Source organism: Paraburkholderia sp. BL27I4N3 (genome assembly GCF_003386115.1).
Classification (GTDB): domain Bacteria; phylum Pseudomonadota; class Gammaproteobacteria; order Burkholderiales; family Burkholderiaceae; genus Paraburkholderia.
The window spans coordinates 3891768-3913666 of the sequence record NZ_QREJ01000001.1; the positions used below are offsets into that span (position 1 = coordinate 3891768).

Annotated in this window: 23 protein-coding genes, 1 tRNA gene and 1 pseudogene; 16 read left to right on the forward strand and 9 right to left on the reverse strand. The window is 62.4% G+C overall.

Annotation, left to right across the window (positions count from 1 at the left end; genetic code table 11):
- Positions 1–137: 137 nt before the first annotated feature.
- The 5 genes from hpf to B0G71_RS17550 all read left to right on the forward strand — a co-directional run bounded on the left by hpf (position 138) and on the right by B0G71_RS17550 (position 4070).
- Positions 138–494: a ribosome hibernation-promoting factor, HPF/YfiA family gene (gene hpf, locus B0G71_RS17530; RefSeq protein ID WP_106282113.1), complete on the forward strand. Its 357-nt coding sequence runs from the start codon at positions 138–140 to the stop codon at positions 492–494.
- A 298-nt stretch (positions 495–792) separates the two neighbouring features.
- Positions 793–1308, forward strand: a complete 516-nt coding sequence (locus B0G71_RS17535; protein WP_012431657.1) for a PTS sugar transporter subunit IIA — start codon at positions 793–795, stop codon at positions 1306–1308.
- A 127-nt stretch (positions 1309–1435) separates the two neighbouring features.
- Positions 1436–2404 (forward strand): HPr(Ser) kinase/phosphatase, encoded by a 969-nt coding sequence (gene hprK / locus B0G71_RS17540; RefSeq protein WP_012431656.1) that lies wholly within the window; start codon positions 1436–1438, stop codon positions 2402–2404.
- A gap of 97 nt (positions 2405–2501) precedes the next feature.
- Positions 2502–3395: an RNase adapter RapZ gene (rapZ, locus tag B0G71_RS17545; RefSeq protein ID WP_116148688.1), complete on the forward strand. Its 894-nt coding sequence runs from the start codon at positions 2502–2504 to the stop codon at positions 3393–3395.
- Positions 3396–3434: 39 nt separating this feature from the next.
- Positions 3435–4070 (forward strand): LON peptidase substrate-binding domain-containing protein, encoded by a 636-nt coding sequence (locus tag B0G71_RS17550; RefSeq protein WP_012431654.1) that lies wholly within the window; start codon positions 3435–3437, stop codon positions 4068–4070.
- A 29-nt stretch (positions 4071–4099) separates the two neighbouring features.
- On the opposite strand, the gene mutY is transcribed toward B0G71_RS17550, so the two are convergent.
- Together mutY and mutM are read right to left on the reverse strand one after the other, a co-directional pair.
- Positions 4100–5227, reverse strand: coding sequence for an A/G-specific adenine glycosylase (gene mutY, locus B0G71_RS17555; RefSeq protein WP_181916784.1), 1128 nt, complete (start codon positions 5225–5227; stop codon positions 4100–4102).
- A gap of 7 nt (positions 5228–5234) precedes the next feature.
- A complete protein-coding gene (gene mutM, locus B0G71_RS17560; RefSeq protein WP_116143026.1) occupies positions 5235–6065 on the reverse strand; it encodes a bifunctional DNA-formamidopyrimidine glycosylase/DNA-(apurinic or apyrimidinic site) lyase in 831 nt (276 codons plus the stop codon).
- Between the two features lie 87 nt (positions 6066–6152).
- On the opposite strand from mutM, the gene B0G71_RS17565 reads away from it, so the two are divergent.
- The 8 genes from B0G71_RS17565 (at position 6153) to hisC (ending at position 13393) form a co-directional block, all read left to right on the forward strand.
- Complete coding sequence (locus B0G71_RS17565; RefSeq protein WP_116143028.1) at positions 6153–7994, forward strand: tetratricopeptide repeat protein; 1842 nt, start codon at positions 6153–6155, stop codon at positions 7992–7994.
- The gene (lolB, locus tag B0G71_RS17570) at positions 7994–8626 is read left to right on the forward strand and encodes a lipoprotein insertase outer membrane protein LolB (protein WP_116143030.1); all 633 of its coding nucleotides are present in this window, start codon (positions 7994–7996) and stop codon (positions 8624–8626) included. The genes B0G71_RS17565 and lolB overlap by 1 nt, the downstream gene beginning before the upstream one ends.
- A 65-nt stretch (positions 8627–8691) precedes the next feature.
- Positions 8692–9573, forward strand: a complete 882-nt coding sequence (gene ispE / locus B0G71_RS17575) for a 4-(cytidine 5'-diphospho)-2-C-methyl-D-erythritol kinase (protein ID WP_116143032.1) — start codon at positions 8692–8694, stop codon at positions 9571–9573.
- A gap of 49 nt (positions 9574–9622) precedes the next feature.
- Positions 9623–9699, forward strand: a tRNA-Gln gene (locus tag B0G71_RS17580).
- Between the two features lie 44 nt (positions 9700–9743).
- Positions 9744–10700, forward strand: a complete 957-nt coding sequence (locus B0G71_RS17585) for a ribose-phosphate pyrophosphokinase (RefSeq protein ID WP_006048037.1) — start codon at positions 9744–9746, stop codon at positions 10698–10700.
- A 163-nt stretch (positions 10701–10863) separates the two neighbouring features.
- Positions 10864–11487: a 50S ribosomal protein L25/general stress protein Ctc gene (locus B0G71_RS17590; protein WP_106282125.1), complete on the forward strand. Its 624-nt coding sequence runs from the start codon at positions 10864–10866 to the stop codon at positions 11485–11487.
- A gap of 150 nt (positions 11488–11637) precedes the next feature.
- On the forward strand, positions 11638–12243 hold the full coding sequence (gene pth / locus B0G71_RS17595; protein ID WP_116143034.1) for an aminoacyl-tRNA hydrolase: 606 nt from the start codon (positions 11638–11640) through the stop codon (positions 12241–12243).
- 70 nt (positions 12244–12313) lie between these two features.
- Positions 12314–13393, forward strand: a complete 1080-nt coding sequence (hisC, locus tag B0G71_RS17600; protein ID WP_116143036.1) for a histidinol-phosphate transaminase — start codon at positions 12314–12316, stop codon at positions 13391–13393.
- A gap of 77 nt (positions 13394–13470) precedes the next feature.
- On the opposite strand, the gene B0G71_RS17605 is transcribed toward hisC, so the two are convergent.
- From B0G71_RS17605 to rsmD, 3 genes are all read right to left on the reverse strand, one after another.
- Complete coding sequence (locus B0G71_RS17605) at positions 13471–13728, reverse strand: YfhL family 4Fe-4S dicluster ferredoxin (protein WP_106282131.1); 258 nt, start codon at positions 13726–13728, stop codon at positions 13471–13473.
- A 63-nt stretch (positions 13729–13791) separates the two neighbouring features.
- Entirely contained in the window at positions 13792–14307 is a 516-nt protein-coding gene (gene coaD, locus B0G71_RS17610) for a pantetheine-phosphate adenylyltransferase (RefSeq protein ID WP_012431643.1), read from the reverse strand.
- Positions 14308–14419: 112 nt separating this feature from the next.
- Positions 14420–15034 carry a 16S rRNA (guanine(966)-N(2))-methyltransferase RsmD gene (gene rsmD, locus B0G71_RS17615; protein ID WP_116143038.1) on the reverse strand — a complete coding sequence of 205 codons (615 nt, stop codon included), beginning with the start codon at positions 15032–15034 and terminating at the stop codon, positions 14420–14422.
- Between the two features lie 241 nt (positions 15035–15275).
- On the opposite strand from rsmD, the gene ftsY reads away from it, so the two are divergent.
- Positions 15276–16439, forward strand: a complete 1164-nt coding sequence (gene ftsY, locus B0G71_RS17620; protein WP_116143040.1) for a signal recognition particle-docking protein FtsY — start codon at positions 15276–15278, stop codon at positions 16437–16439.
- 98 nt (positions 16440–16537) lie between these two features.
- Here the strand turns inward: ftsY and maiA are convergent, their stop codons facing one another.
- Positions 16538–17182, reverse strand: a complete 645-nt coding sequence (maiA, locus tag B0G71_RS17625) for a maleylacetoacetate isomerase (RefSeq protein ID WP_116143044.1) — start codon at positions 17180–17182, stop codon at positions 16538–16540.
- Between the two features lie 25 nt (positions 17183–17207).
- Positions 17208–17906: a fumarylacetoacetate hydrolase family protein gene (locus tag B0G71_RS17630; protein WP_106282139.1), complete on the reverse strand. Its 699-nt coding sequence runs from the start codon at positions 17904–17906 to the stop codon at positions 17208–17210.
- 228 nt (positions 17907–18134) lie between these two features.
- On the opposite strand from B0G71_RS17630, the gene ybiB reads away from it, so the two are divergent.
- Together ybiB and B0G71_RS17640 are read left to right on the forward strand one after the other, a co-directional pair.
- Positions 18135–19106: a DNA-binding protein YbiB gene (ybiB, locus tag B0G71_RS17635; RefSeq protein WP_116143046.1), complete on the forward strand. Its 972-nt coding sequence runs from the start codon at positions 18135–18137 to the stop codon at positions 19104–19106.
- Between the two features lie 500 nt (positions 19107–19606).
- A pseudogene (locus tag B0G71_RS17640) lies at positions 19607–20638 on the forward strand (2-isopropylmalate synthase); the annotation flags it as partial.
- A gap of 191 nt (positions 20639–20829) precedes the next feature.
- On the opposite strand, the gene B0G71_RS17645 reads toward B0G71_RS17640, so the two are convergent.
- Both B0G71_RS17645 and B0G71_RS17650 read right to left on the reverse strand, forming a co-directional pair.
- Positions 20830–21213 carry a nuclear transport factor 2 family protein gene (locus B0G71_RS17645; protein ID WP_116143050.1) on the reverse strand — a complete coding sequence of 128 codons (384 nt, stop codon included), beginning with the start codon at positions 21211–21213 and terminating at the stop codon, positions 20830–20832.
- Between the two features lie 42 nt (positions 21214–21255).
- Positions 21256–21819 carry an acyloxyacyl hydrolase gene (locus B0G71_RS17650; RefSeq protein WP_116118900.1) on the reverse strand — a complete coding sequence of 188 codons (564 nt, stop codon included), beginning with the start codon at positions 21817–21819 and terminating at the stop codon, positions 21256–21258.
- Between the last annotated feature and the right edge of the window lie 80 nt (positions 21820–21899).

A 21899-nucleotide genomic window follows, 5' to 3' on the forward strand; every position in this document is an offset into this window, starting at 1 on the left:
GCTCCGCAGTTGGCGGACAGGCCGGCCGATGCGACCTGCCAGCAGTCAGCCACCGGGGGGCGACTCAGGCAAGCCGACAGATCGACCGGACCTTCGTCATCGTGCGGACCAAGCGGCCATTAGCTTGGAGAAGCACTATGAATCTGCAGATCAGTGGACACCACCTCGAAGTAACGCCTGCGTTGCGCGAATACGTGATCACCAAACTGGATAGGGTGCTAAGACATTTTGATCAGGTCATCGACGGCAGTGTGGTCCTCTCGGTCGACAACCACAAGGAAAAGGAAAAGCGTCAAAAGGTTGAAATCAACCTGCATCTCAAGGGCAAGGACATCTTTGTCGAGAGCTGTGACAGCGACCTGTACGCTGCGATCGATCTGATGATCGACAAGCTTGACCGGCAAGTCATCCGCCATAAGGATCGTCTGCAAGGCCATGCGCATGAGGCGATCAAGTATCAACCGGCGCCGCAACTCGACGTGCCGCCGCAATAAGGGAAACCAGAAGGCGCTCTTCGTTTCTTCATTGGCTCTTCGTCTTCCCTTAACCAGCGAAACCGCCCGGACCCGGGCGGTTTTTTGTTTCCGGACGCTGCTTTTCGCGCGGCGTCGCACCCTGTGCCCTCGCTTCAAAAGAACTCAATACGCATTGATGGCGCGCCGCACCATCCGTGGCTACCCTGTTCTATAATGTTCCGGTTACCATCGGGGTCAGGTAAGCTCAAGCGAAAGTCGGTCGGCCGGAGTCCTGCGCTTTCGGACTCCAACGCATGTCGCCGTGAGCATCGAACGAATGGAACGCCACTCAAACGCCCCAGCGAGGAGAACCCAGGCCACGTTTTCGCCTGTCAACATGAATCGTTTAGCCAAATTTCTTCCCCTCGAGAACGTCGTCGTCGGACTATCGGTCACCAGCAAGAAACGTGTGTTCGAGCAAGCGGGCCTGATCTTCGAGAACCAGAACGGCATCGCCCGTAGCACGGTCACTGACAATCTGTTCGCGCGCGAGCGCCTCGGATCGACTGGCCTTGGTGAAGGCGTGGCGATTCCGCATGGCCGGATCAAAGGCTTGAAGCAGCCGCTCGCCGCGTTCGTCCGTCTTGCCGAACCCATCCCCTTCGAATCGCCCGACGGTCAGCCGGTCTCGTTGCTCATCTTCCTGCTCGTGCCCGAACAGGCCACCCAACAGCACCTCGAAATCCTTTCGGAAATCGCGCAGTTGCTGTCCGATCGCGAAGCCCGCGAGCGTCTGCATACGGAAGAAGACCGCGAATCATTGCATCGCCTGCTCACTCAGTGGCAACCTTGATGCATCGGCGGTTATCCGCACGCCGGTGATCCGCGCAGGTGCGGATACAGTCTGACAACGCAACCGGCCCGCGCTAGCGCGGCCGTTGCTTTGTCCGGCAAGCGGCCCACACTGGAGTCACTGACTCATGGATACGTCCAGCATCAACGCCCAAAGCATTTTCGACGATAACGCGGCCATGCTGAAGCTCAGCTGGCTGACGGGGCATGAAGGCTGGGAGCGCGGCTTTTCTTCGGAATCGGTCGCCAATGCCACGTCGAGCGCCGACCTCGTCGGCCACTTGAACCTGATCCACCCGAACCGGATCCAGGTGCTCGGCGACGCCGAAATCGACTACTACAAGCGCCAAACCGACGAAGACCGCTCGCGCCACATGGCCGAGCTGATTGCGTTGGAACCGCCGTTTCTGGTGGTGGCGGGCGGCGTCGCCGCACCGCCGGAACTGGTCCTGCGCTGCACGCGCTCGTCCACGCCGCTGTTCACCACGCCGATGTCCGCCGCCGCGGTGATCGACAGCCTGCGCCTCTACATGTCGCGCATTCTCGCGCCGCGCGCCACGTTGCACGGCGTGTTTCTCGACATTCTCGGCATGGGCGTGCTGCTCACTGGCGACTCGGGCCTCGGCAAGAGCGAACTCGGGCTGGAACTGATCAGCCGCGGCCACGGTCTCGTTGCCGACGACGCGGTCGATTTCGTGCGCCTCGGTCCCGACTTCGTCGAAGGCCGCTGCCCGCCGTTGCTGCAAAACCTGCTGGAAGTGCGCGGCCTCGGCCTCCTCGACATCAAGACGATTTTCGGTGAAACCGCGGTGCGCCGGAAAATGAAACTCAAGCTGATCGTGCAACTGGTCCGCCGTCCCGATGGCGAATTCCAGCGGCTGCCGCTGGAAAGCCAGACCGTCGACGTGCTCGGCCTGCCGATCAGCAAGGTCACGATTCAAGTGGCGGCCGGCCGCAACCTCGCCGTACTGGTCGAAGCGGCCGTGCGCAACACGATCCTGCAACTGCGTGGCATCGACACGCTGCGCGACTTCATGGATCGCCAGCGCCTCGCCATGCAAGACCCCGACAGCCAGTTTCCCGGCAAACTGATCTGAGTCCGCAAGACCGGCTCGTATCCGCAGTCAACGGCAGGCCGCGGGTACGCGCGGGAGGACCAGATGCTATGATGAAATGTACGGTTTTGACGACCCCATGCGCATAATCCTGATCACCGGTATATCCGGCTCCGGCAAATCAGTTGCCCTGAACGCGCTTGAAGACGCAGGCTATTACTGCGTCGACAACTTGCCGCCGCGCTTCCTGCCGCAACTGGCTTCCTATCTCGCCGAGGACGGGCAAGACCGCCTTGCGGTCGCGATCGACGCACGCTCGAGCGCCTCGCTCGACGAAATGCCCGCCATGATCCGCGACCTGTCGCGTGCCCACGACGTACGCGTGCTGTTCCTCAACGCAAGCACGCAGTCGCTGATTCAACGCTTCTCCGAAACGCGCCGCCGCCATCCGCTGTCCGGTTCCACGTCGCACGACGCCGACGTCGGCCTGCTCACCTCGCTCGCCGAAGCGATCGAACGCGAACGTGAACTCGTGGCGGGTCTGGCGGAGTTCGGCCATCAGATCGACACCAGCAATCTGCGCGCGAACGTGCTGCGTGCTTGGGTCAAGCGCTTCATCGAGCAGAAAGATTCAGGGCTCGTGCTGATGTTCGAGTCGTTCGGTTTCAAACGCGGCGTGCCGCTCGACGCGGATTTCGTGTTCGATGTGCGCACCTTGCCGAACCCGTACTACGATCATGAATTGAGGCCGCTCACCGGCCTCGACAAACCGGTGATCGATTTTCTCGATGCGCTGCCGGTCGTGCACGAAATGATCGACGACATCGAAAAATTTCTCGCCAAGTGGCTCCCGCATTTCCGCGACGACAACCGCAGTTATCTGACCGTCGCGATCGGTTGCACGGGCGGCCAGCACCGCTCGGTATTCATTGCGGAGACGCTCGCCGCGCGTCTCGCAACGTCGGCGAATGTCATTGTGCGGCACCGCGATGCGCCGGTTGAAGCCGGCGAATCATCGAAGTTAGTGGCTTAACCGGCCGCATCGCGCGGCCTCAACTCGAAGCGTTGCGCCATGTCTTCTACTTCTACTGTGCTTGCCGATGTGCCGCTGTTTCCGCTGCATACGGTGCTGTTTCCCGACGGACTGCTGCCGCTGAAGATTTTCGAAGCGCGCTACCTCGACATGGCGCGCGACTGTCTGCGTGAAAAAACGCCGTTCGGTGTATGTCTGCTGAAAAGCGGCGCGGAAGTGGCGCGTGCGGAGGAGCCTTCGGTGCCCGAAGCAATCGGCTGTCTCGCTGAAATCGATGAGTGCGATGTCGAAGCCTTCGGCATGCTGCTGATTCGCGCGCGCGGCACGCGGCGTTTTCGTCTGCTGTCGCATCGCGTCGAATCGAGCGGTTTGCTGGTCGGCATGGCGGAGCCGCTCGGCGAGGACATGCCGCTCGAAGGCAACGAGCAATTGGCCAAGTTCGGCGCATGCGCGGAAGTGCTCGAACGGATCATCGCGACGATCCGCGAGCGCGATCCGGACAGCCTGCCGTTCGCGGAACCGTTCAGACTCGAAGATCCGTCATGGGTGTCCAACCGTCTAGCCGAAGTGCTGCCGATCGCGCTGCGTGCCCGCCAGAAACTGATGGAACTGCAGGACGCCGGCGCGCGGATCGACGTGGTTCATCACTACATGCAGCAGCATCAGTTACTTTGAAGGCGGGCGCCGCGCTCCTGGCGGATTGATCAGATCAGCGAGCCTTGCAACCCGTCCAGCAGTTTGCGCACCGGCGCCGGAACGCCGAACGAATCGAGATCGCTGAGCGCGACCCATGCGGTGTCGGCATCGCCCAGCGCAGCCAAAGCGCCGACTCCGCGATCCAGTTCCGCTAGGCGCGGCTCGATGTCCAGTTTGAAATGCGTGAACACATGCGTGAGCGGCGCAAGCGGAGAGACCGCACCGTCGCCACCGAAAGCGCGCGCACGTTCGGCGAGCGCGGCTTCGTCGGCGGCTTCGGGCAGGCTCCACAAGCCGCCCCAGATACCGGACGGCGGACGCTTCTCCAGCATCACCGCGTTGCCGTCGCGCAGCACCAGCATCCATGTGCGGCGCGTCGGCACGGTCTTTTTCGGACGCGCCGTGGGCAGTACGCGCTGACGTCCGGTCAGGTTGGCGACGCAGTCGGCGGCGAACGGACAGCGCAGGCAGTCCGGCTTGCCGCGCACGCACAGGGTCGCGCCGAGATCCATCAAGCCTTGCGTGTACGCGCTGACGTCGGCATTCGATGCGTTCGACGGAAGCAGTGACTCCGCCAGCGTCCACATCGCGTTTTCGACTTTCTTTTCGCCGGGAAAACCTTCGACGCCGAACACGCGCGCCAGCACGCGCTTCACGTTGCCGTCGAGAATCGTCGCGCGCGTGCCGAATGCGAAGGATGCGATCGCCGCCGCCGTCGAGCGGCCGATGCCCGGCAATTCCGCCAGTTCCTCGACCGATGCCGGAAACGCACCGCCATGTTGCTCGACCACGACCTGCGCGCAGCGATGCAGGTTGCGTGCACGTGTGTAATAACCAAGGCCGGCCCACAACGCCATCACGTCGTCAGACGGCGCGGCGGCGAGCGCGGCGACGGTCGGAAAACGCGCGAGAAATTTCGCGTAGTACGGAATCACCGTCGACACCTGCGTCTGCTGCAGCATGATTTCCGACAACCAGATGCGATACGGATCGCGCGTGTTCTGCCACGGCAAATCATGCCGGCCATGCTGACGCTGCCACGCGATCAGACGCACGGAAAAATCAGACATGACTGGAACGGCAGGCGCTTGCGGCGCGGCGGACGAAGTGGAACGCGGAGTTAAGCGAGAAGGCATCGACGATTTAGCGCTGGCAGGTGGGACAGAAATACGTTGAACGCTGCCCTTGCACGATCTGTTTGATCGGCGTTCCACACACGCGGCATGGCAGTCCGGCGCGATCATAGACGAAATAATCGAGCTGGAAGTAACCGCTTTCGCCGTTGCTGCCGACGAAGTCGCGCAACGTGCTGCCGCCCTTCTCGATGGCGGCGGCGAGCGTCACACGCACGGCGTCGGCCAGCAACTCGTAGCGCACGAGCGAGACGCGCCCCGCCGCGGTGGTCGGCCGGATTCCGGCGCGAAACAGGCTCTCCGACGCGTAGATATTGCCCACGCCGACCACGATTTCACCCGCCAGCAGTGCCTGCTTCACCGAGACTTTGCGCCCCCGCGTGAGCCGGTGCATCAGCGCGCCGGAGAACGCGGGCGAAAACGGTTCGACGCCGAGACTCGCGAGCAGCGGATGCTCGAGCACGTCGCCGGCTTCGCGCGGGTGCCACAGCACCGCGCCGAAGCGCCGCGGATCGCGATAGCGCAAAATGAACTCGTCGAAAATCCAGTCGATGTGATCGTGCTTCGCCGCGGCCGGCGGATGCGGCACGTGACGCAGCACCCGCAGCGTCCCAGTCATGCCAAGATGCACGATGAACCAGCCCGCGTCGATCTCGAACAGCAGGTACTTGCCGCGCCGCTCGACCTTGCGCACCACATGGCCGCGCAAGGTTTTCGCAAGATCGGCCGGAATTGGCCAGCGCAATGCGGGCGTGCGCACATCCACGCGCTCAACCTTGCGCCCGGACACATACGGTGCGATTCCCCGTCGGGTAACCTCAACTTCTGGCAACTCTGGCATGTCTAACTGGTGTGCAACTTGCGTGAGTGGTTGTGCGCGTATTGTAGCGAGCGCGTTACAATCGTCCGAAACATTGAACGGATTTCCATGAACTTGTCCTTCGTGAAGCTGTTTTTGAAGCGCCCGGCTAGCGCATTCCGCGTACCGCACGCCGTGTCCGCTCGCCGGATGCTCGGTGCGGCAGCGCTCGCAGTCTGGGCACTGGCGGCCGTGCCCGCTTACGCGCAGGACCCCTCGCCGGACTCGGATGACACCTCGGTCACCTTGCCGGATCCGCTCGGCCCGGCATCGGCGGAAGACCAGAAGTCGCTGCCCGGCGTGCCGCTAACGAGCCAGATCGTATTCCAGGTGCTCGCTGCCGAGGTCGCGCTGCAGCGCGACCAACCGGCGCCCGCCTATCAGACTTACCTCGCGCTCGCGCGCGACACGCACGATCCGCGCATGGCGCAGCGCGCCACCGAGATCGCGCTGGCCGCGCAGAGTCCCTCGGACGCGTTGGCCGCCGCGCAATTGTGGCAGCAGTATGCGCCGAACTCGGAACGCGCCGCGCAACTCGACGCATCGCTGCTCGTGTTGTCCGGCAAACCTGACGACGCGGCGCCCATCCTCGCCCGTGAACTCGCACGCGTACCCGCCGACAATCGCGGCAGCGCGATCCTGGCGCTGCAGTTGCTGCTCTCGCGCGGCCCGAACCGGATCGGTGGCCTGCACGTGTTGCAGGATCTGCTCAAGAACGACATGAACCGGCCCGAAGCGCAACTGGCGATCGCACGCCAGCAACTCGTATCGGACGACGCCCCGGGCGCGCGCAAGTCGCTCGAACAGGCGCTCGCGCTCAAGCCCGACTATTTACCGGCGGCGCTGACGCTGTCGCAAATGGGCCCGGAAGAGCGCAAGGAAGGCATCGCTTCGCTCGAAAAGTACGTGCAGCAGAATCCGAAATCGCATGACGCGCGTCTCGCGCTTGCGCAGATGTATCTCGCGAGCGACCGTCTGGACGACGCGCAGAAGCAGTTCGAGATCATGCACAAGAACAACGCGAACGAGCTGACGCCGCTCATGGCGCTCGCGCTGATCAAGATCCAGCAGAAGAATTTCGCCGACGCGCAAACCTACCTGACGCAGTACGCCCAGCAAGCCGAAAAAACGCAGGGCGCCGATCCGGGCCAGGCGTACATCTACCTTGCGCAACTGTCGCTCGAGCAGAAGGATGAAGCGGCCGCGAGCGACTGGCTGAACAAGATCTCGCCGTCGAGCCAGCAATATGTGCCGGCGCAGATCACGCGCGCGCAATTGCTCGCCAAGCAGGGCAAGACCGACGACGCACGCAAGCTGCTGGCTAACCTGCCGGCGCCGGATCCGCGCGACCAGGCGCTGATCTCCCGCACCGATGCGGCGATCCTGTTCGACGCGAAGCGCTACCCGGAGGCGGAATCACGTCTGCAGCGAGCCACGGCGCAATTTCCCGACGACCCCGATCTGACCTACGACTACGCGATGTCCGCCGAGAAAACCGGCCATTACGACGTCATGGAAGCGCAGTTGCGCAAGTTGATCCAGACGCAACCCGACAATCCGCAAGCGTATAACGCGCTCGGCTACTCGCTGGCCGATCGCAATCAGCGCCTCGCCGAAGCGGATAAGCTGGTAGAGAAGGCATCCTCGTTGGCGCCGAACGACGCGTTCATCATGGACAGCGTCGGCTGGGTCAAATACCGGATGGGCAACACCTCGGACGCAATCAAGCTGCTGCGCAAAGCGTACGACATGCAGCCGAACGCCGAAATCGGCGCGCACCTCGGCGAAGTATTGTGGAAAACCGGCAATCAGGATCAGGCACGCGCCGCTTTCCGCGATGCGCGCAAGCTCGAACCGGACAACGACACGCTTGTCAAAACGCTCCAACGTCTTCAGGTGAACGATCTTTGATGCGTCTTTCCCGTTTGATTTACTTTCCTCGGGCGCCGCGCAGCGCGGCGTTTGCTTTCGCTGCGGCAGCGGTCGTCGCACTGGCCGGTTGTGCATCGGTCAAACCGCAAGGGCCGTCCACGTCGAATGCCGCGACTTCCGTCACCGCGCAGACTAGCCGTGATTACCAGGGCCGTTTCGCGGTTCAGTACAACGATCAGAACGGCCAGCAGCGCAACGCTTACGGCAACTTCACGTGGCACGAAACCGGCGACACCGTGACCCTGCAGTTGCGCAACCCGCTTGGCCAGACGCTGGCGGTGGTGACATCGTCGCCAGCTTCGGCAACGCTGGAGCTGCCGAATCGCCAGCCGCTCACCGCGGATAACGTCTCCACGCTGATGCAGAATGCGCTCGGCTTCGCGTTGCCGGTCGAAGGGCTGCGTTATTGGCTGCAACCGTCGCCGGCGCCCACTTCGCGCGCCAGGACCGAGAAGGATCCCGAGCAACCGTCGCGGCTCAAGCAAATCACGCAGGACGGCTGGACGATCGACTATCTGGCTTATGCCGACGCGCCCGCCACTGGTGTGAAGCGCATCAACCTGAGCCGTTCGGAACCGCCGCTCGACATCAAGCTCGTGCTGGATCAGTAACCTCGCGCCGTCTCGCGCGACCTTGCCGCTTCTTCGGCGCCATCTGGCGCATGTAGCCTCGACTCATGATTGAAACGACCGATTCGCTGCGCGATTGCCTCGCGCCAGCGAAACTCAACCTCTTCCTGCACATCACAGGCCGCCGGCCGGATGGCTATCACACGCTGCAAACGGTCTTCCAGTTGCTCGACTGGGGTGACACGCTGCACTTCACGCGACGCGACGACGGACTCATCACGCGCAGCAGCGAAATCGCCGACGTGCCACCGGAACACGACCTGACTGTACGCGCGGCGACGCTGCTCAAAACGCATACGGGCTCGCCTGAAGGCGTCGATATCGAAATCGACAAGCGTCTGCCGATGGGTGCCGGCCTTGGCGGCGGCAGCTCTGATGCGGCGACGACGCTGCTCGCGCTGAACCGTCTGTGGAAGCTCAATCTGCCGCGCCTGGAGTTGCAGGCGCTGGCATTGAAACTTGGCGCCGATGTGCCGTTTTTTGTTTTCGGAAAAAATGCGTTCGCCCAGGGTGTCGGAGAAGCTTTAGACGTTGTACAATTGCCGCCGCGCCATTTCCTAGTAGTGACGCCGAGGGTTCATGTTCCGACTGCAGCAATTTTCTCTGAAAAAGCGTTGACAAGAGATTCAAAACCCCTCACAATTACGGACTTTCCTGCAGAACTTAGCTGCAACACTGAGTGGCCAGAAAGTTTCGGCCGCAATGACATGCAGCAGGTTGTCGTAGGAAAATACGCGGAAGTAGCGCATGTGTTGCGATGGTTTGAAAACGTCGCGCCAGCGCGGATGTCTGGATCAGGTGCGAGTGTTTTTGCCGCGTTCCGAAGTAAAGCTGAAGCAGAAGCGGTGCAAGCCAAACTGCCAGCCGAATGGAATAGCGCAGTGACCGCAGGTCTCGATCAGCATCCACTCTTTACTTTCGCGTCATAAGTTTTGCATCGTCGAACGCTCCTCGTTCGGTGAAGCTCAAAGTTAGTGTAGGGGAGTCGCCAAGTTGGTTAAGGCACCGGATTTTGATTCCGGCATTCGAAGGTTCGACTCCTTCCTCCCCTGCCAAAATTCTCGCATTTCCCTCGCCCCCAGCCTGAAGCAGGTGCACGATGAGCAGCCATGACGGCCTGATGGTTTTTACTGGCAACGCAAATCCCGCGCTTGCACAGGAAGTCGTCAAAATCCTCGGTATTCCCCTCGGCAAAGCAATGGTTAGCCGTTTCTCGGACGGTGAAATCCAAGTCGAGATTCAGGAAAACGTGCGTGGCAAGGATGTTTTCGTCCTGCAGTCCACGTGCGCACCGGCGAACGACAACCTGATGGAACTGATGATCATGGTCGATGCGCTCAAGCGCGCATCCGCCGGCCGGATCACCGCAGCCATCCCCTACTTCGGTTATGCCCGTCAAGATCGTCGCCCGCGTTCCGCGCGCGTCGCCATCTCGGCGAAGATCGTGGCGAACATGCTGGAAATCGCCGGCGTCGAGCGGATCATTACGATGGATCTGCACGCCGACCAGATTCAAGGCTTCTTCGACATTCCGGTCGACAACATCTACGCTACGCCCGTGCTGCTCGGCGATCTGCGCAAGCAGAACTACGAGAACCTGCTGGTCGTTTCGCCGGACGTCGGCGGCGTGGTGCGTGCCCGGGCATTGGCCAAGCAACTGAATTGCGATCTCGCGATCATCGACAAACGCCGCCCGAAGGCGAACGTTGCCGAAGTGATGAACATCATCGGTGAAGTCGAAGGCCGTACCTGCGTGATCATGGACGACATGGTCGACACCGCCGGCACGCTCTGCAAGGCAGCACAAGTTTTGAAGGAACGCGGCGCAAAGCAGGTGTTCGCTTACGCCACGCACCCGGTTCTGTCGGGCGGCGCGGGCGAGCGTATCGCGGCTTCCGCACTCGACGAACTCGTTGTCACGGACACGATCCCGCTCGGCGAAGAAGCCCGCTCGTGCGCAAAGATCCGTTCGTTGACCAGCGCCGGCCTGCTTGCCGAAACGTTCTCGCGGATTCGCCGCGGCGATTCGGTCATGTCGCTGTTCGCTGAAAGTTAAGTATTTGCGAAGGCGCAGTGCGCCGCTTCTGGCGGCAAGCTGCGCTTTTGCACAATCGGCATGAACGAACGAAGGTTCGTGCCGCAGTTCTGGGGCCTCAGCCATCTGGCTTGGAGGCCCCGTTTTTACTGCCTGGTCGCGGGCAGTGCATTGGAGATTCAAAATGAAAGTAGTCGCTTTCGAGCGTTCTTTGCAAGGTACGGGTGCGAGCCGCCGCCTGCGTAACTCGGGCAAGACCCCGGGCATCGTATATGGCGCTGGTGCTGAAACGCAATTGGTCGAACTGGACCACAACGCGCTGTGGCACGCGCTGAAGAAAGAAGTTTTCCACTCGTCGATCCTTGATCTGGAAGTGGCAGGCAAGTCGCAACAGGTTCTGCTGCGCGACGTGCAATACCACCCGTTCCGTCAACTCGTGCTGCACGTGGACTTCCAACGTGTCGACGCGAAGAAGAAGCTGCACACCAAGGTGCCGCTGCACTTCATGAACCAGGAATCGAACCCGGCAGTGAAGCTGTCGAGCGCGGTGATCTCGCACGTCATCAACGAAATCGAAATCGAGTGCCTGCCGTCGGCACTGCCGGAATTCCTCGAAGTTGATCTGGCGACGATCGAAGCAGGTCACTCGGTTCACGCCAAAGACATCAAGCTGCCGGCAGGTGTGTCGCTGGTTGCTCACGTCGAAGCAGAAAACCCGGTGGTCGCAGCTGCAACGATCCCGGCTGGCGCAATCGCTGAAGGCGACGCCGCTGCTGCTGAAGGCGAAGGCGAAAAGCCGGCTGCTTAAGGGCGCCTCAGGCAAAGAGCAAGAAATCCTCTCGATCCGTTTGAATGAAACGGTCGACGTGACCCGCCGAGGTTCGCCCCGGCGGGTTTTTTTTCGGTTTTTTTCGGCTCGACTGCATTCAGCTTTCGGGCCAGACGGACCTACGCAATCATGATCAAGCTGATCGTCGGCCTCGGCAATCCGGGCGCCGAATATACCGCGACGCGCCACAACGCCGGCTTCTGGCTGGTCGATCAACTGGCGCGCGAAGCAGGCGGCGCGACGCTGCGCGACGAACGGCGTTTCCATGGCTTCTATGCCAAGGCACGGCTTTACGGCGAGGAAGTGCATCTGCTGGAACCGCAGACGTATATGAACCGTTCCGGCCAATCGGTCGTGGCGGTTGCGCAGTTCTTCAAAATTCTCCCCGACGAAATCCTGGTCGCGCACGACGAACTCGACATGCCGCCCGGCAGCATCAAGCTGAAGCTCGGCGGCGGCAGCGGCGGCCACAACGGGCTGAAGGACATTACCGCGCATCTGTCGTCGCAGCAGTATTGGCGGCTGCGGATCGGCATCGGCCATCCGCGCGACCTGATTCCTGAGAGCGCGCGCGCCGGTGCCAAGCCCGACGTCGCCAACTACGTGCTGAAACCGCCGCGCCGGGAAGAACAGGACGTGATCGACGCGTCGATCGAGCGTGGGCTTGCCGTCATGCCGCAAATCATCAAGGGCGAACTGGAACGCGCGATGATGCAACTGCATCGCAACCCGTAGACTGTTTCGCTGGAAGCCAGGTTGCCGTAACGCAGTCGACAGCAACGATCTTGTTTGGGAGGAGAACCGCTTGAGCCGCTATTGGAGTGACATCGTTCACCGTCTGACACCGTATGTGCCGGGCGAACAGCCCGTGGTCGCGCATCCGGTCAAGCTGAATACCAACGAGAATCCGTATCCGCCGTCGCCGCGGGTGCTCGAAGCGATCCGGCGGGAACTGGGCGACGCGGCCGAATCGCTGCGGCGCTACCCCGATCCGACTGCGTACAAGCTCCGCGAAACGGTTGCCGCCTACCACGGCATCCGCGCGGAGCAGGTGTTTGCCGGCAACGGCTCGGACGAAGTGCTGGCACTCACGTTCCAGGCCTTGCTCAAGCACGACAAGCCCCTGCTGTTTCCGGACATCACGTACAGCTTCTATCCGACGTATGCGCGACTTTTCGAAGTCGACTACCAGACAATCCCGCTGGACGACAGCTTCGCGATCAACGTCGACGACTACAAGTCGCCGAATGGCGGCATCCTGTTTCCGAATCCGAATGCGCCGACCGGCCGTCCGCTGCCGCTCGCCGATATCGAGCGCCTGGTGGCGAGCAATCCCGGTTCCGTCGTGGTGATCGACGAAGCCTATGCGGATTTCGGCGCCGAATCGGCCATCTGTCTGATCGACCGCTATCCGAATCTGCTGGTCGTTCAAACCGTGTCGAAGTCGCGCTCGCTGGCGGGAATGCGCGTTGGCTTTGCGTTCGGCAACCCGGAGTTGATCGGCGCGCTGAACCGCGTGAAGGACAGCTTCAACTCGTATCCGCTGGACCGTCTCGCGCAAGTCGCCGCCGCGGCGGCGTACGAAGACGACGCCTGGTTTCGCGACACCTGCGCCAAAGTTGTGGCAAGCCGCGAGCGACTGGCTGCGGGGCTGACGGCATTGGGCTTCGAGGTGGTGCCGTCGGCGGCGAATCTGCTGTTCGCTCGCCATGAGGGCTACGACGCCGCGACGCTCGTGCTGCGACTGAGGGAAAGGGAGATATTCGTGCGCCATTTCAAGGCGCCGCGCATCGACCAGCATCTGCGAATCTCGGTCGGCACCGACGCCGAATGCGACATTCTGCTGGATGCATTGCGCGAGATCTTCAGCGCGTACGTGGGATAGGACTGCGCAAAAGCATCACCACCAAAAGAAAACGGCGAGGCCGAAAAGCCTCGCCGTTTTCTTTTTGACTTCGTACCTCAGGCGCCCTTCGCGATCTGCAGCGCGTGGTACTTGGCCATCAAGCCATCAGGCGTCTCCAGATGGTCCGGGTCGCGCGGAATACATTCGACCGGGCACACCTGAATACACTGCGGCTCGTCGAAATGCCCGACGCACTCGGTACATTTTTTCGGGTCGATCACGTAGATTTCCGGGCCCATCGAAATTGCGTCGTTCGGGCACTCAGGCTCGCACACGTCGCAATTGATGCACTCGTCGGTAATCATCAAGGCCATACTTCTCTCACTTCGCGCCAGCCGCAGCCGGCTTTGATCCGTCAAACCGACAGTTTACGCCGGTTACGGTTGTCCCGCCGAAGCGCCGCTGGCCGGATCCATCGCGGCGACCTTTTCCGTCAACCATTTCTCGACCGACGGGAACACGAACTTGCTGACGTCGCCGCCGAGCTGGGCGATTTCACGCACGATCGTGCCCGAGATGAACTGGTACTGATCGGACGGCGTCATGAACATGGTTTCGACGTCGGGCAGCAAATAGCGATTCATGCCGGCCATCTGGAACTCATATTCGAAGTCCGACACGGCCCGCAGACCACGCACGATCACGCGCGCGTTGTTGGTGCGCACGAAATCCTTCAATAGCCCTTTGAAGCTCATCACCTGAACGTTCGGATAGTGCCCGAGCACTTCGTGAGCGATGTCCAGACGCTCTTCGAGCGTGAAAAATGGCTTCTTGTTGCGGCTGTCGGCAACGCCGACCACCAGCGTGTCGAAAATGCTCGACGCGCGCCGAACGAGGTCTTCGTGACCGCGCGTCAGCGGGTCGAACGTGCCCGGGTACACGGCGACTACCATGAGACTTCTCCTCTCTTCAGACAAAAGGGCACGTCAAAGCGTCCACGCGACGCATTTGGCACCGACCGCGCCCGTGACGGCGAACCGTCCGGCGCTTGTTTTGGAACGCGCATTATTCCTTATTTTCGCGCTGCAGCAAATGAAAGTGGACAGCGCCGGCTTTACCTTGCCGCACAATGTCCCAGCCCGCGAGCGTCTCGTTCCCGTCGAGTTCGAGCGCCTCACCCGCTTCCACATATAGGAATCCGTCTGCGCTCACGAGCGGCGCCGCCAGCGCGAGCGCTTTGCCGAGCAGGTCGTCGCCGAAGGGCGGATCGAGAAACACCACGTCGAACGAACCGGGCGGGAGGCTCGCGGCAAGACGCAAACCGTCTGCTTCAGCGATTTCGATTGTGCGCGCCGCCAGGCGTTCCTGGTTTGCGCGCAACTGGCTGGCAGCGCGCGCATTGCGCTCCACCATCAAGACCCGTGCCGCGCCGCGCGACGCGGCCTCAAACCCCAGCGCGCCGCTGCCGGCGAACAGATCGAGGCAGCGCTGGCCGTCCAGATTCTGCCCGAGCCAGTTGAACAGCGTCTCGCGCACGCGATCGGGCGTGGGGCGCAGGCCGTCGAGATCGAGCACGGGCAAAGGCGTGCGCTTCCAGTCGCCGCCGATGATACGGATGGCGTGCGGCTTGCCGCCTTTGGACGAAGCGCCATGGGCGCGTGAAGGTGCGGAACGGGGCATGCGGTTTCGATTACGTTATTGAAGCGCCCGCGACGACGAAATATGCGGGCCGGAGCGCCAACGTTACCACAGCGACGCCCCGCGTCCAGCCTGGCCGTTCGGCCGATACGACGGCCGGCGGCGCGCCTGATAAAATGTGCGGCTTCCAGCGCCTTGCATCCCGCATCGCAACGCTGCCTGCCGCTCCCACCGGTCTTGTGCCGGCTGCGCGCATCGGCGCGCGCTCTCACCACGCCAGATCATGTTCAGCTTTTTCAAACGATTCAAGGGTTCGAAAGAGTCCGATAACGCGCCAGAAGAGTCGCAAACCGCGCCAGAAGGCTCGACGCCCGCAGGCGCGGTCGAGGCGCCCGTCGCGCCGGCCACGCCGCAGCCGGCCGCGGCTCCGGTTCGCATCGAGACGCCGCCGGTGGCCGCTCCGTCCGCAATCGATCCCGAGCCTGAAGCATTCGCGCTCGAAGAAACTGTCGAAGTCGTCCCGCCGCCGCTGCCGGACGCGGGCGCCAAGCGTTCGTGGCTAACGCGTCTGAAGACCGGCTTGTCGAAGACGAGTTCGAACCTGACCGGCATTTTCGTCGGCACGAAGATTGACGAAGATCTGTACGAAGAGCTCGAAACCGCGCTGCTGATGTCGGACGCTGGCGTCGACGCCACCGAATTCCTGCTCGAAGCGCTGCGCGAAAAAGTGCGCGCCGAGCGCCTCGCCGATCCCCAGCAGGTCAAAATCGCGCTGCGCACGTTGCTAGTCGATCTGCTCAAGCCGCTGGAAAAATCGCTCATGCTCGGTCGCGCGCAGCCGCTCGTGATGATGATCGCCGGCGTCAACGGCGCGGGCAAGACCACCAGCATCGGCAAGCTCGCCAAGCATCTGCAGAGTTTCGATCAATCCGTGCTGCTGGCCGCAGGCGACACGTTCCGCGCCGCCGCGCGCGAGCAACTGGCCATCTGGGGTCAGCGCAACAACGTAACCGTGGTCTCGCAGGAAAGCGGCGACCCGGCTGCGGTGATCTTCGACGCGGTCGGCGCCGCGCGCGCGCGCAAAATCGACGTGATGATGGCGGACACGGCCGGCCGCTTGCCGACCCAGCTGCATCTGATGGAAGAACTACGCAAGGTCAAGCGCGTGATCGGCAAGGCGCAAGACGGTGCGCCACACGAGGTGTTGCTGGTGATCGACGCCAACACCGGCCAGAACGCGCTCGCGCAAGTGAAGGCTTTCGACGACGCGCTCGGCCTCACCGGCCTGATCGTCACCAAACTCGACGGCACGGCGAAGGGCGGCATTCTGGCCGCGATCGCACGGCAGCGTCCGATTCCGGTGTACTTCATCGGCGTCGGCGAAAAGGTCGAGGATTTGCAGCCGTTCAGCGCGGAAGAGTTTTCCGACGCGTTGCTGGGCGGCTAAGCGCCGCGGCGTTCGCCGATTAAGCCTCGGGCTTAGGCAGCAAAAAGGGCACTCCGAGGAGTGCCCTTTTTTCATCCCGCCTGCCCGACAATCACAAATTACTCAGCGTCCGGCTGCGCGCCCGGCGCTGCGCGGGCAAACGCGTCGAGTTGCATCGCGTGATCGTAGATGCGTTGAATCGTCGGAAACTTCGCTGTGTCGACCTTAAAGCGCTGCGCGTTGAACACCTGCGGAATCAGACAGGTGTCGGCAATGGTCGGTGTATCGCCGAAACACAGCTTGCCGGTACGGGAATCTGCCGCCAGATGTGTTTCCAACGTCGCGAAGCCGGCTTCCACCCAGTGCCGGTACCAGGCGTCCTTGGCGTAATCGTCGACGCCCAGCGTGTGCTTCAGATACTTCAGCACGCGCAGGTTGTTCAGCGGATGAATCTCGCACGCTACCTGCAACGCCAGCGCGCGCACATACGCACGATCGGCCGGCGCCTTGGGCAACAGCGGCGGCTCGGGATGCATCTCTTCCAGATACTCGATGATCGCGAGCGACTGCGGCATCACTTCATTGCCGTCGACAAAGGTCGGCACGATCCCGTCCGCGTTCACCTTGCGGTATTCGGGCTTCAACTGCTCGCCGCCGTCGCGCACGAGATGCACCGGCACGTAGTCGTACGGCAGATTCTTCACGTTCAGCGCAATGCGCACGCGATAAGACGCCGAGCTACGGAAATAGCTGTAGAGCTTCATGTTGCCTGTCTCCTCCAACCGGCCGTCAGACGACGCGCACGCTGAGCTCGCCGAGCCCGTCCACGCCACCCTTCATCAGATCGCCCTGCACCACTGCGCCGACGCCTTCCGGCGTGCCGGTGAAGATCAGATCGCCAGGTTGCAGTTCGAACAGCGTCGACAGATAAGCGATCGTCTCGGCCACCGACCAGATCAGTTGCGACACGTCGGAGTTTTGCTTTTCTTCGCCGTTCACCGATAGCCAGATCGCGCCCTTGTCGACATGGCCGACCGTCGCCGCCGGATGAATCGGGCCGAGCGGCGCCGAGTGATCGAAGCCCTTCGCGGTATCCCACGGACGGCCCAGCTTCTTGGCTTCGGCCTGCAGATCGCGGCGCGTCATATCGAGACCGAGCGCGTAGCCGTACACGTGGTCTAGCGCGCTCTCGACTGGAATGTTCTTGCCGCCCTTGCCGATCGCCGCCACCATTTCCATCTCGAAGTGGACGTTTTTCGACAGCGACGGATACGGAAACTCGCCGGTAGCACCGGGCGCGACGTACAGCACGGCATCGGCTGGCTTGGCGAAGAAGAACGGCGGTTCGCGGTCGGGATCATGTCCCATCTCGCGCGCGTGCGCCTCGTAATTGCGGCCCACACAGTAGATGCGACGCACCGCGAACTGCTCGCTGGACCCCACAACCGGCACCGCGACCACCGGTGCGGGTGCAAATACGTAACTCATCCCGTTCTCCGTTTCTTGATGTGTGCCGCCTGTGCGGCGATAAAACATCGAGTGTAACGCGCGGCAAAGCGCCGCGCGCACCAGTCCGGCATGGACTGGCAAGGCCGGCGGCACGGGCGCGGGGCCTCGCCGGATCGCCATAGATGCGATACTCACACTCAACAGCGTCCCTTGAATACCGTGGCAAGCCGCTTTGAAGCGGCACGCCAACTCGTTCCCTTGCGCCCGATGACCGACTCCTCCGACACCGTCAATCCCTTCCCCTGCGCCCGCTTCATCAAGGAAATCGGCCGCGGCCCGAACGGCGCCCGCGCGCTGACCGCCGACGATACACGCGCGCTCTACACCGCCATGCTCGACGGTCGCGTGGCCGAGCTCGAACTCGGCGCGGTGCTGCTCGCGTACCGCGTGAAGGGCGAAACCGCCGACGAACTCGCCGCGATGCTGGCCGGCGCACATGCGTCGTTCGAGCCGGTTCATTTGCCGCACGGCACGTTCCGACCCGTGTCCATACCGAGCTACAACGGCGCGCGCAAGCAGCCGAATCTGGTGCCGCTGCTCGCCCTGCTGCTGGCGCGCGAAGGCGTGCCGGTGCTGGTGCACGGCGTCACCGAAGATCCGGGCCGGGTGACGAGCGCGGAAATCTTCACGCATCTGCAGATTCAGCACGCACGATCACACGCCGATATCGAAGACGGTCTCGCCGAGCACCGCGTTGCGTTTGCTCCAATCGAGGTGCTCGCGCCGAAACTCGCACGTCTGCTTGCGCTGCGCCGGCGCATGGGCGTGCGCAACTCGACGCACACGCTCGTGAAAATCCTTCAGCCGTTTGCGCCCGCGGGTCTGCGCCTCGTGAACTACACGCACCCGCCGTATCGCGACAGCCTCACACAACTGTTCAACACACATCCGGACGCGGCCACCGGCGGCGCGCTGCTTGCGCGCGGCACCGAAGGCGAAGCGGTGGCCGATACGCGTCGTCAGGTGCAGGTCGACTGGTTGCACGACGGTGTCTGCGAAACGCGCGTGCCGCACGAGCGCTCGTCGCCCGATGCGCCGGAAGTGGACTTGCCCGAGGCCAAGGACGCGCCGACGACGGCCGCCTGGATCAGCGCCGTCTTGCGCGGCGAAGCCCCCGTGCCGAGCGCGATCGAACGGCAGGTGGAACTGATCGTGGACGTCGCCAGAATGCCCGTTTAACGGCCGCGGCGTAAGCGCTACGGCGCGCTTGCCGTCGCCCGCCGCGACCCGCGCGGGTTGACACGCCGCAACGCGGCGTCATACATTAGACCCATGCGTTCCCTTCCGAACACCCTCCGAATTACCTCCGGCCGCCTGGCGCGGCCCCTATCGCTACGTCTAGCGTAAGTCAGGCGTAGCGCCGCGCGTTGGCATCTCAGGTTGCTCAAAGCGCGGGCTCTCCAGCAGTTCCGTTGTTCCTGTTGCACCCCCAAAGCGTAGTTCTTCACAACCTGTAGTCGTTTGCATTCGTCCGTTTACCGCGCGGACGAAGCGCGAGGATCAAATGCACGCCGCATGGGCTTTATCCACGTCCGTTTTCGCCGTCACGGTGACGCCGTTCGTTCGCGCCCGTTCGTTGTTGCCGCTAGCCACCGGCTGGCGGACCGAACATCCGTGGCAGTCCGCCAACCGCTCCCGGCCACACCCTTTCGCAAACGATCCAACGAACGAGGCTCACCATGTTGCAAAACCCCGCTGAAAAATACCGCCCTTTCCCGCCCGTACGTCTGACCGGCCGTAAATGGCCGAGCCGCACGATCGACCGGGCGCCGATCTGGATGAGCACCGATCTGCGCGACGGCAATCAGGCGCTGATCGAGCCGATGAACGCCGCGCAAAAGCTCGAGTTCTTCGAGATGCTGGTCGCGATCGGTTTCAAGGAGATCGAGGTCGGCTACCCGTCGGCGTCGCAAACGGACTTCGATTTCGTCCGCAAGCTGATCGAGGAAAAGCGCATTCCCGACGACGTGACCATCGAGGTCTTCACGCCGTCGCGAGCGGAACTGATTGCGCGCACGTTCGAGGCGCTGGAAGGCGCGCCGCGCGCCATCGTGCACTTGTACAACGCGATTTGCCCGTCGTTTCGGCGGATTGTGTTCAAGCAGTCGAAGACCGAGATCAAGGCGCTGGCAGTGCAGGGCGCGCAACTCATCAAGGACCATGCGCAGGCGCGTCCCGGCACGCACTGGACCTTCCAGTACTCGCCGGAAACGTTCAATACGACCGAATTGCCTTTTGCACGCGAGGTGTGCGACGCGGTCGCGCAGACGTGGCGCCCCACGCGCGATCACAAAATGATCGTCAACCTGCCCGCGAGCGTGGAGGCGGCGACGCCGAACGTTTTCGCGGACCAGATCGAATGGATGCATCGCAATCTCGGCTACCGCGACAGCATCGTGCTGTCGGTGCATCCGCATAACGATCGCGGCACCGCGGTGGCCGCCGCGGAACTGGCGCTGCTGGCGGGCGCGGACCGCGTCGAAGGCTGCCTGTTCGGCAACGGCGAGCGCACCGGCAACGTCGATCTCGTCGCGCTGGCGATGAATCTGGATGCGCAGGGCGTCGATACGGGGCTCGATTTCTCCGATATGGAGGCGGTCCGGCTCGTGGCGGAGCGCTGCAATCAGTTGCCGGTGCATCCACGCCATCCATGTACAGGCGAAGCGGTGATGCGGGCGAAGGACGCGGAGCGGCAAGGCGTCGCGGCGCAGGCGCTCAAAGGGGCAGAAACCGGCGCGCCGGATCGACGCGAATGGAGCGGTGTGGATCAGGAAAGCGTCGCCGCCTGAGAATCAGGCCGACGTGAGGCAAACCGACGCAAACACGATGCGCGAGCGCTCGCGTCAATCGGAGCGGCCCGCTCACAAGGCGCCGCCGGCTCGACAGAATGAGCTCACAAGGCTCACTCGATTGCGCAACGCGTGGCCTGCCAGGCGATCAGGCGCCAACGGCCGTCTTCCTGCATATGAATCGCCGTGTAGGCGATCGGAAACAGCAGCGCCCCGTTGTTCGCCTCCATTTCGATCAGCGCGCGACCGGTTATCACGCAGATCTCGCGCCCGACCGGCAGCACCTCTTGCGACTGAATCTCGATCTGCCGATAGCGGCGGCGGCCCGTGGTAATCCCGTCGATGAACTGCCGTTTGGTTTCCCGCTTGCCGTTCGTGTGAACGTAGCTCACGTTGTCCGCGAGCAGGGCGTCGAGCGAGGGCCCGTCGCCGTCGACCATCGCCCGAAAGCGCTCTCGCTCGAGTTCGCGAACCGCTTCGATAATCTTTGCTGCCATCGCTCAGCCCCTTGCACCGGTGAGCCAACGTGGCCACGGTTGTCAGAAGTTGTATTGCAGATATAGCTGGTGGAAATTTATACCAGGATTCGGCTCTTTGATACCGCCGTTGGAAACATGCTGGAAGCGATAGCCCGCCTGGTACTGCTGGTGGCTGCCGAACTGCACGCCCGCGCCGGCTGTTGGCGCAAATTGGAACGCCGTGGCATAGGTGTAGTCAGAAGAGATGCGGGCATGCGTAAGAAGTCGCACACCAACACCCGCTTCCACGAAGGGACGGATCGAGCCCGTGCCGCGAATGAAGCGGATAAACGGCGTGACGCCGAATTCGCCGATATTGCGGTGCTCGTCACTTTCATCGGTATGCCACCAGGCCACGTGCGCTTCGCCGATCAGCGCGAAGTGCCAGTCGCCAATTTGCCACCAGGTCAGATTGGGGTCCCACACCACCCCAAGGTCGAGCTTCCGGACGTGATGGTCGCCAAGACCGCCTGCAACCTGCACGCCCCACTGATCGGCCGAGGCCAAACCTGAAGCCCCTAAAATCAACGATCCGGCGAAGATTTTTAGAGTCAGACCACGCAAAGCATTCTTTTTGTTGTTCATCTAACACCTGGGTTCCGTGGAACGCTGAACAATCTGTAACTGTTTTGCGTATTCTAAGGTGAATCTCAATTTAGCGGATC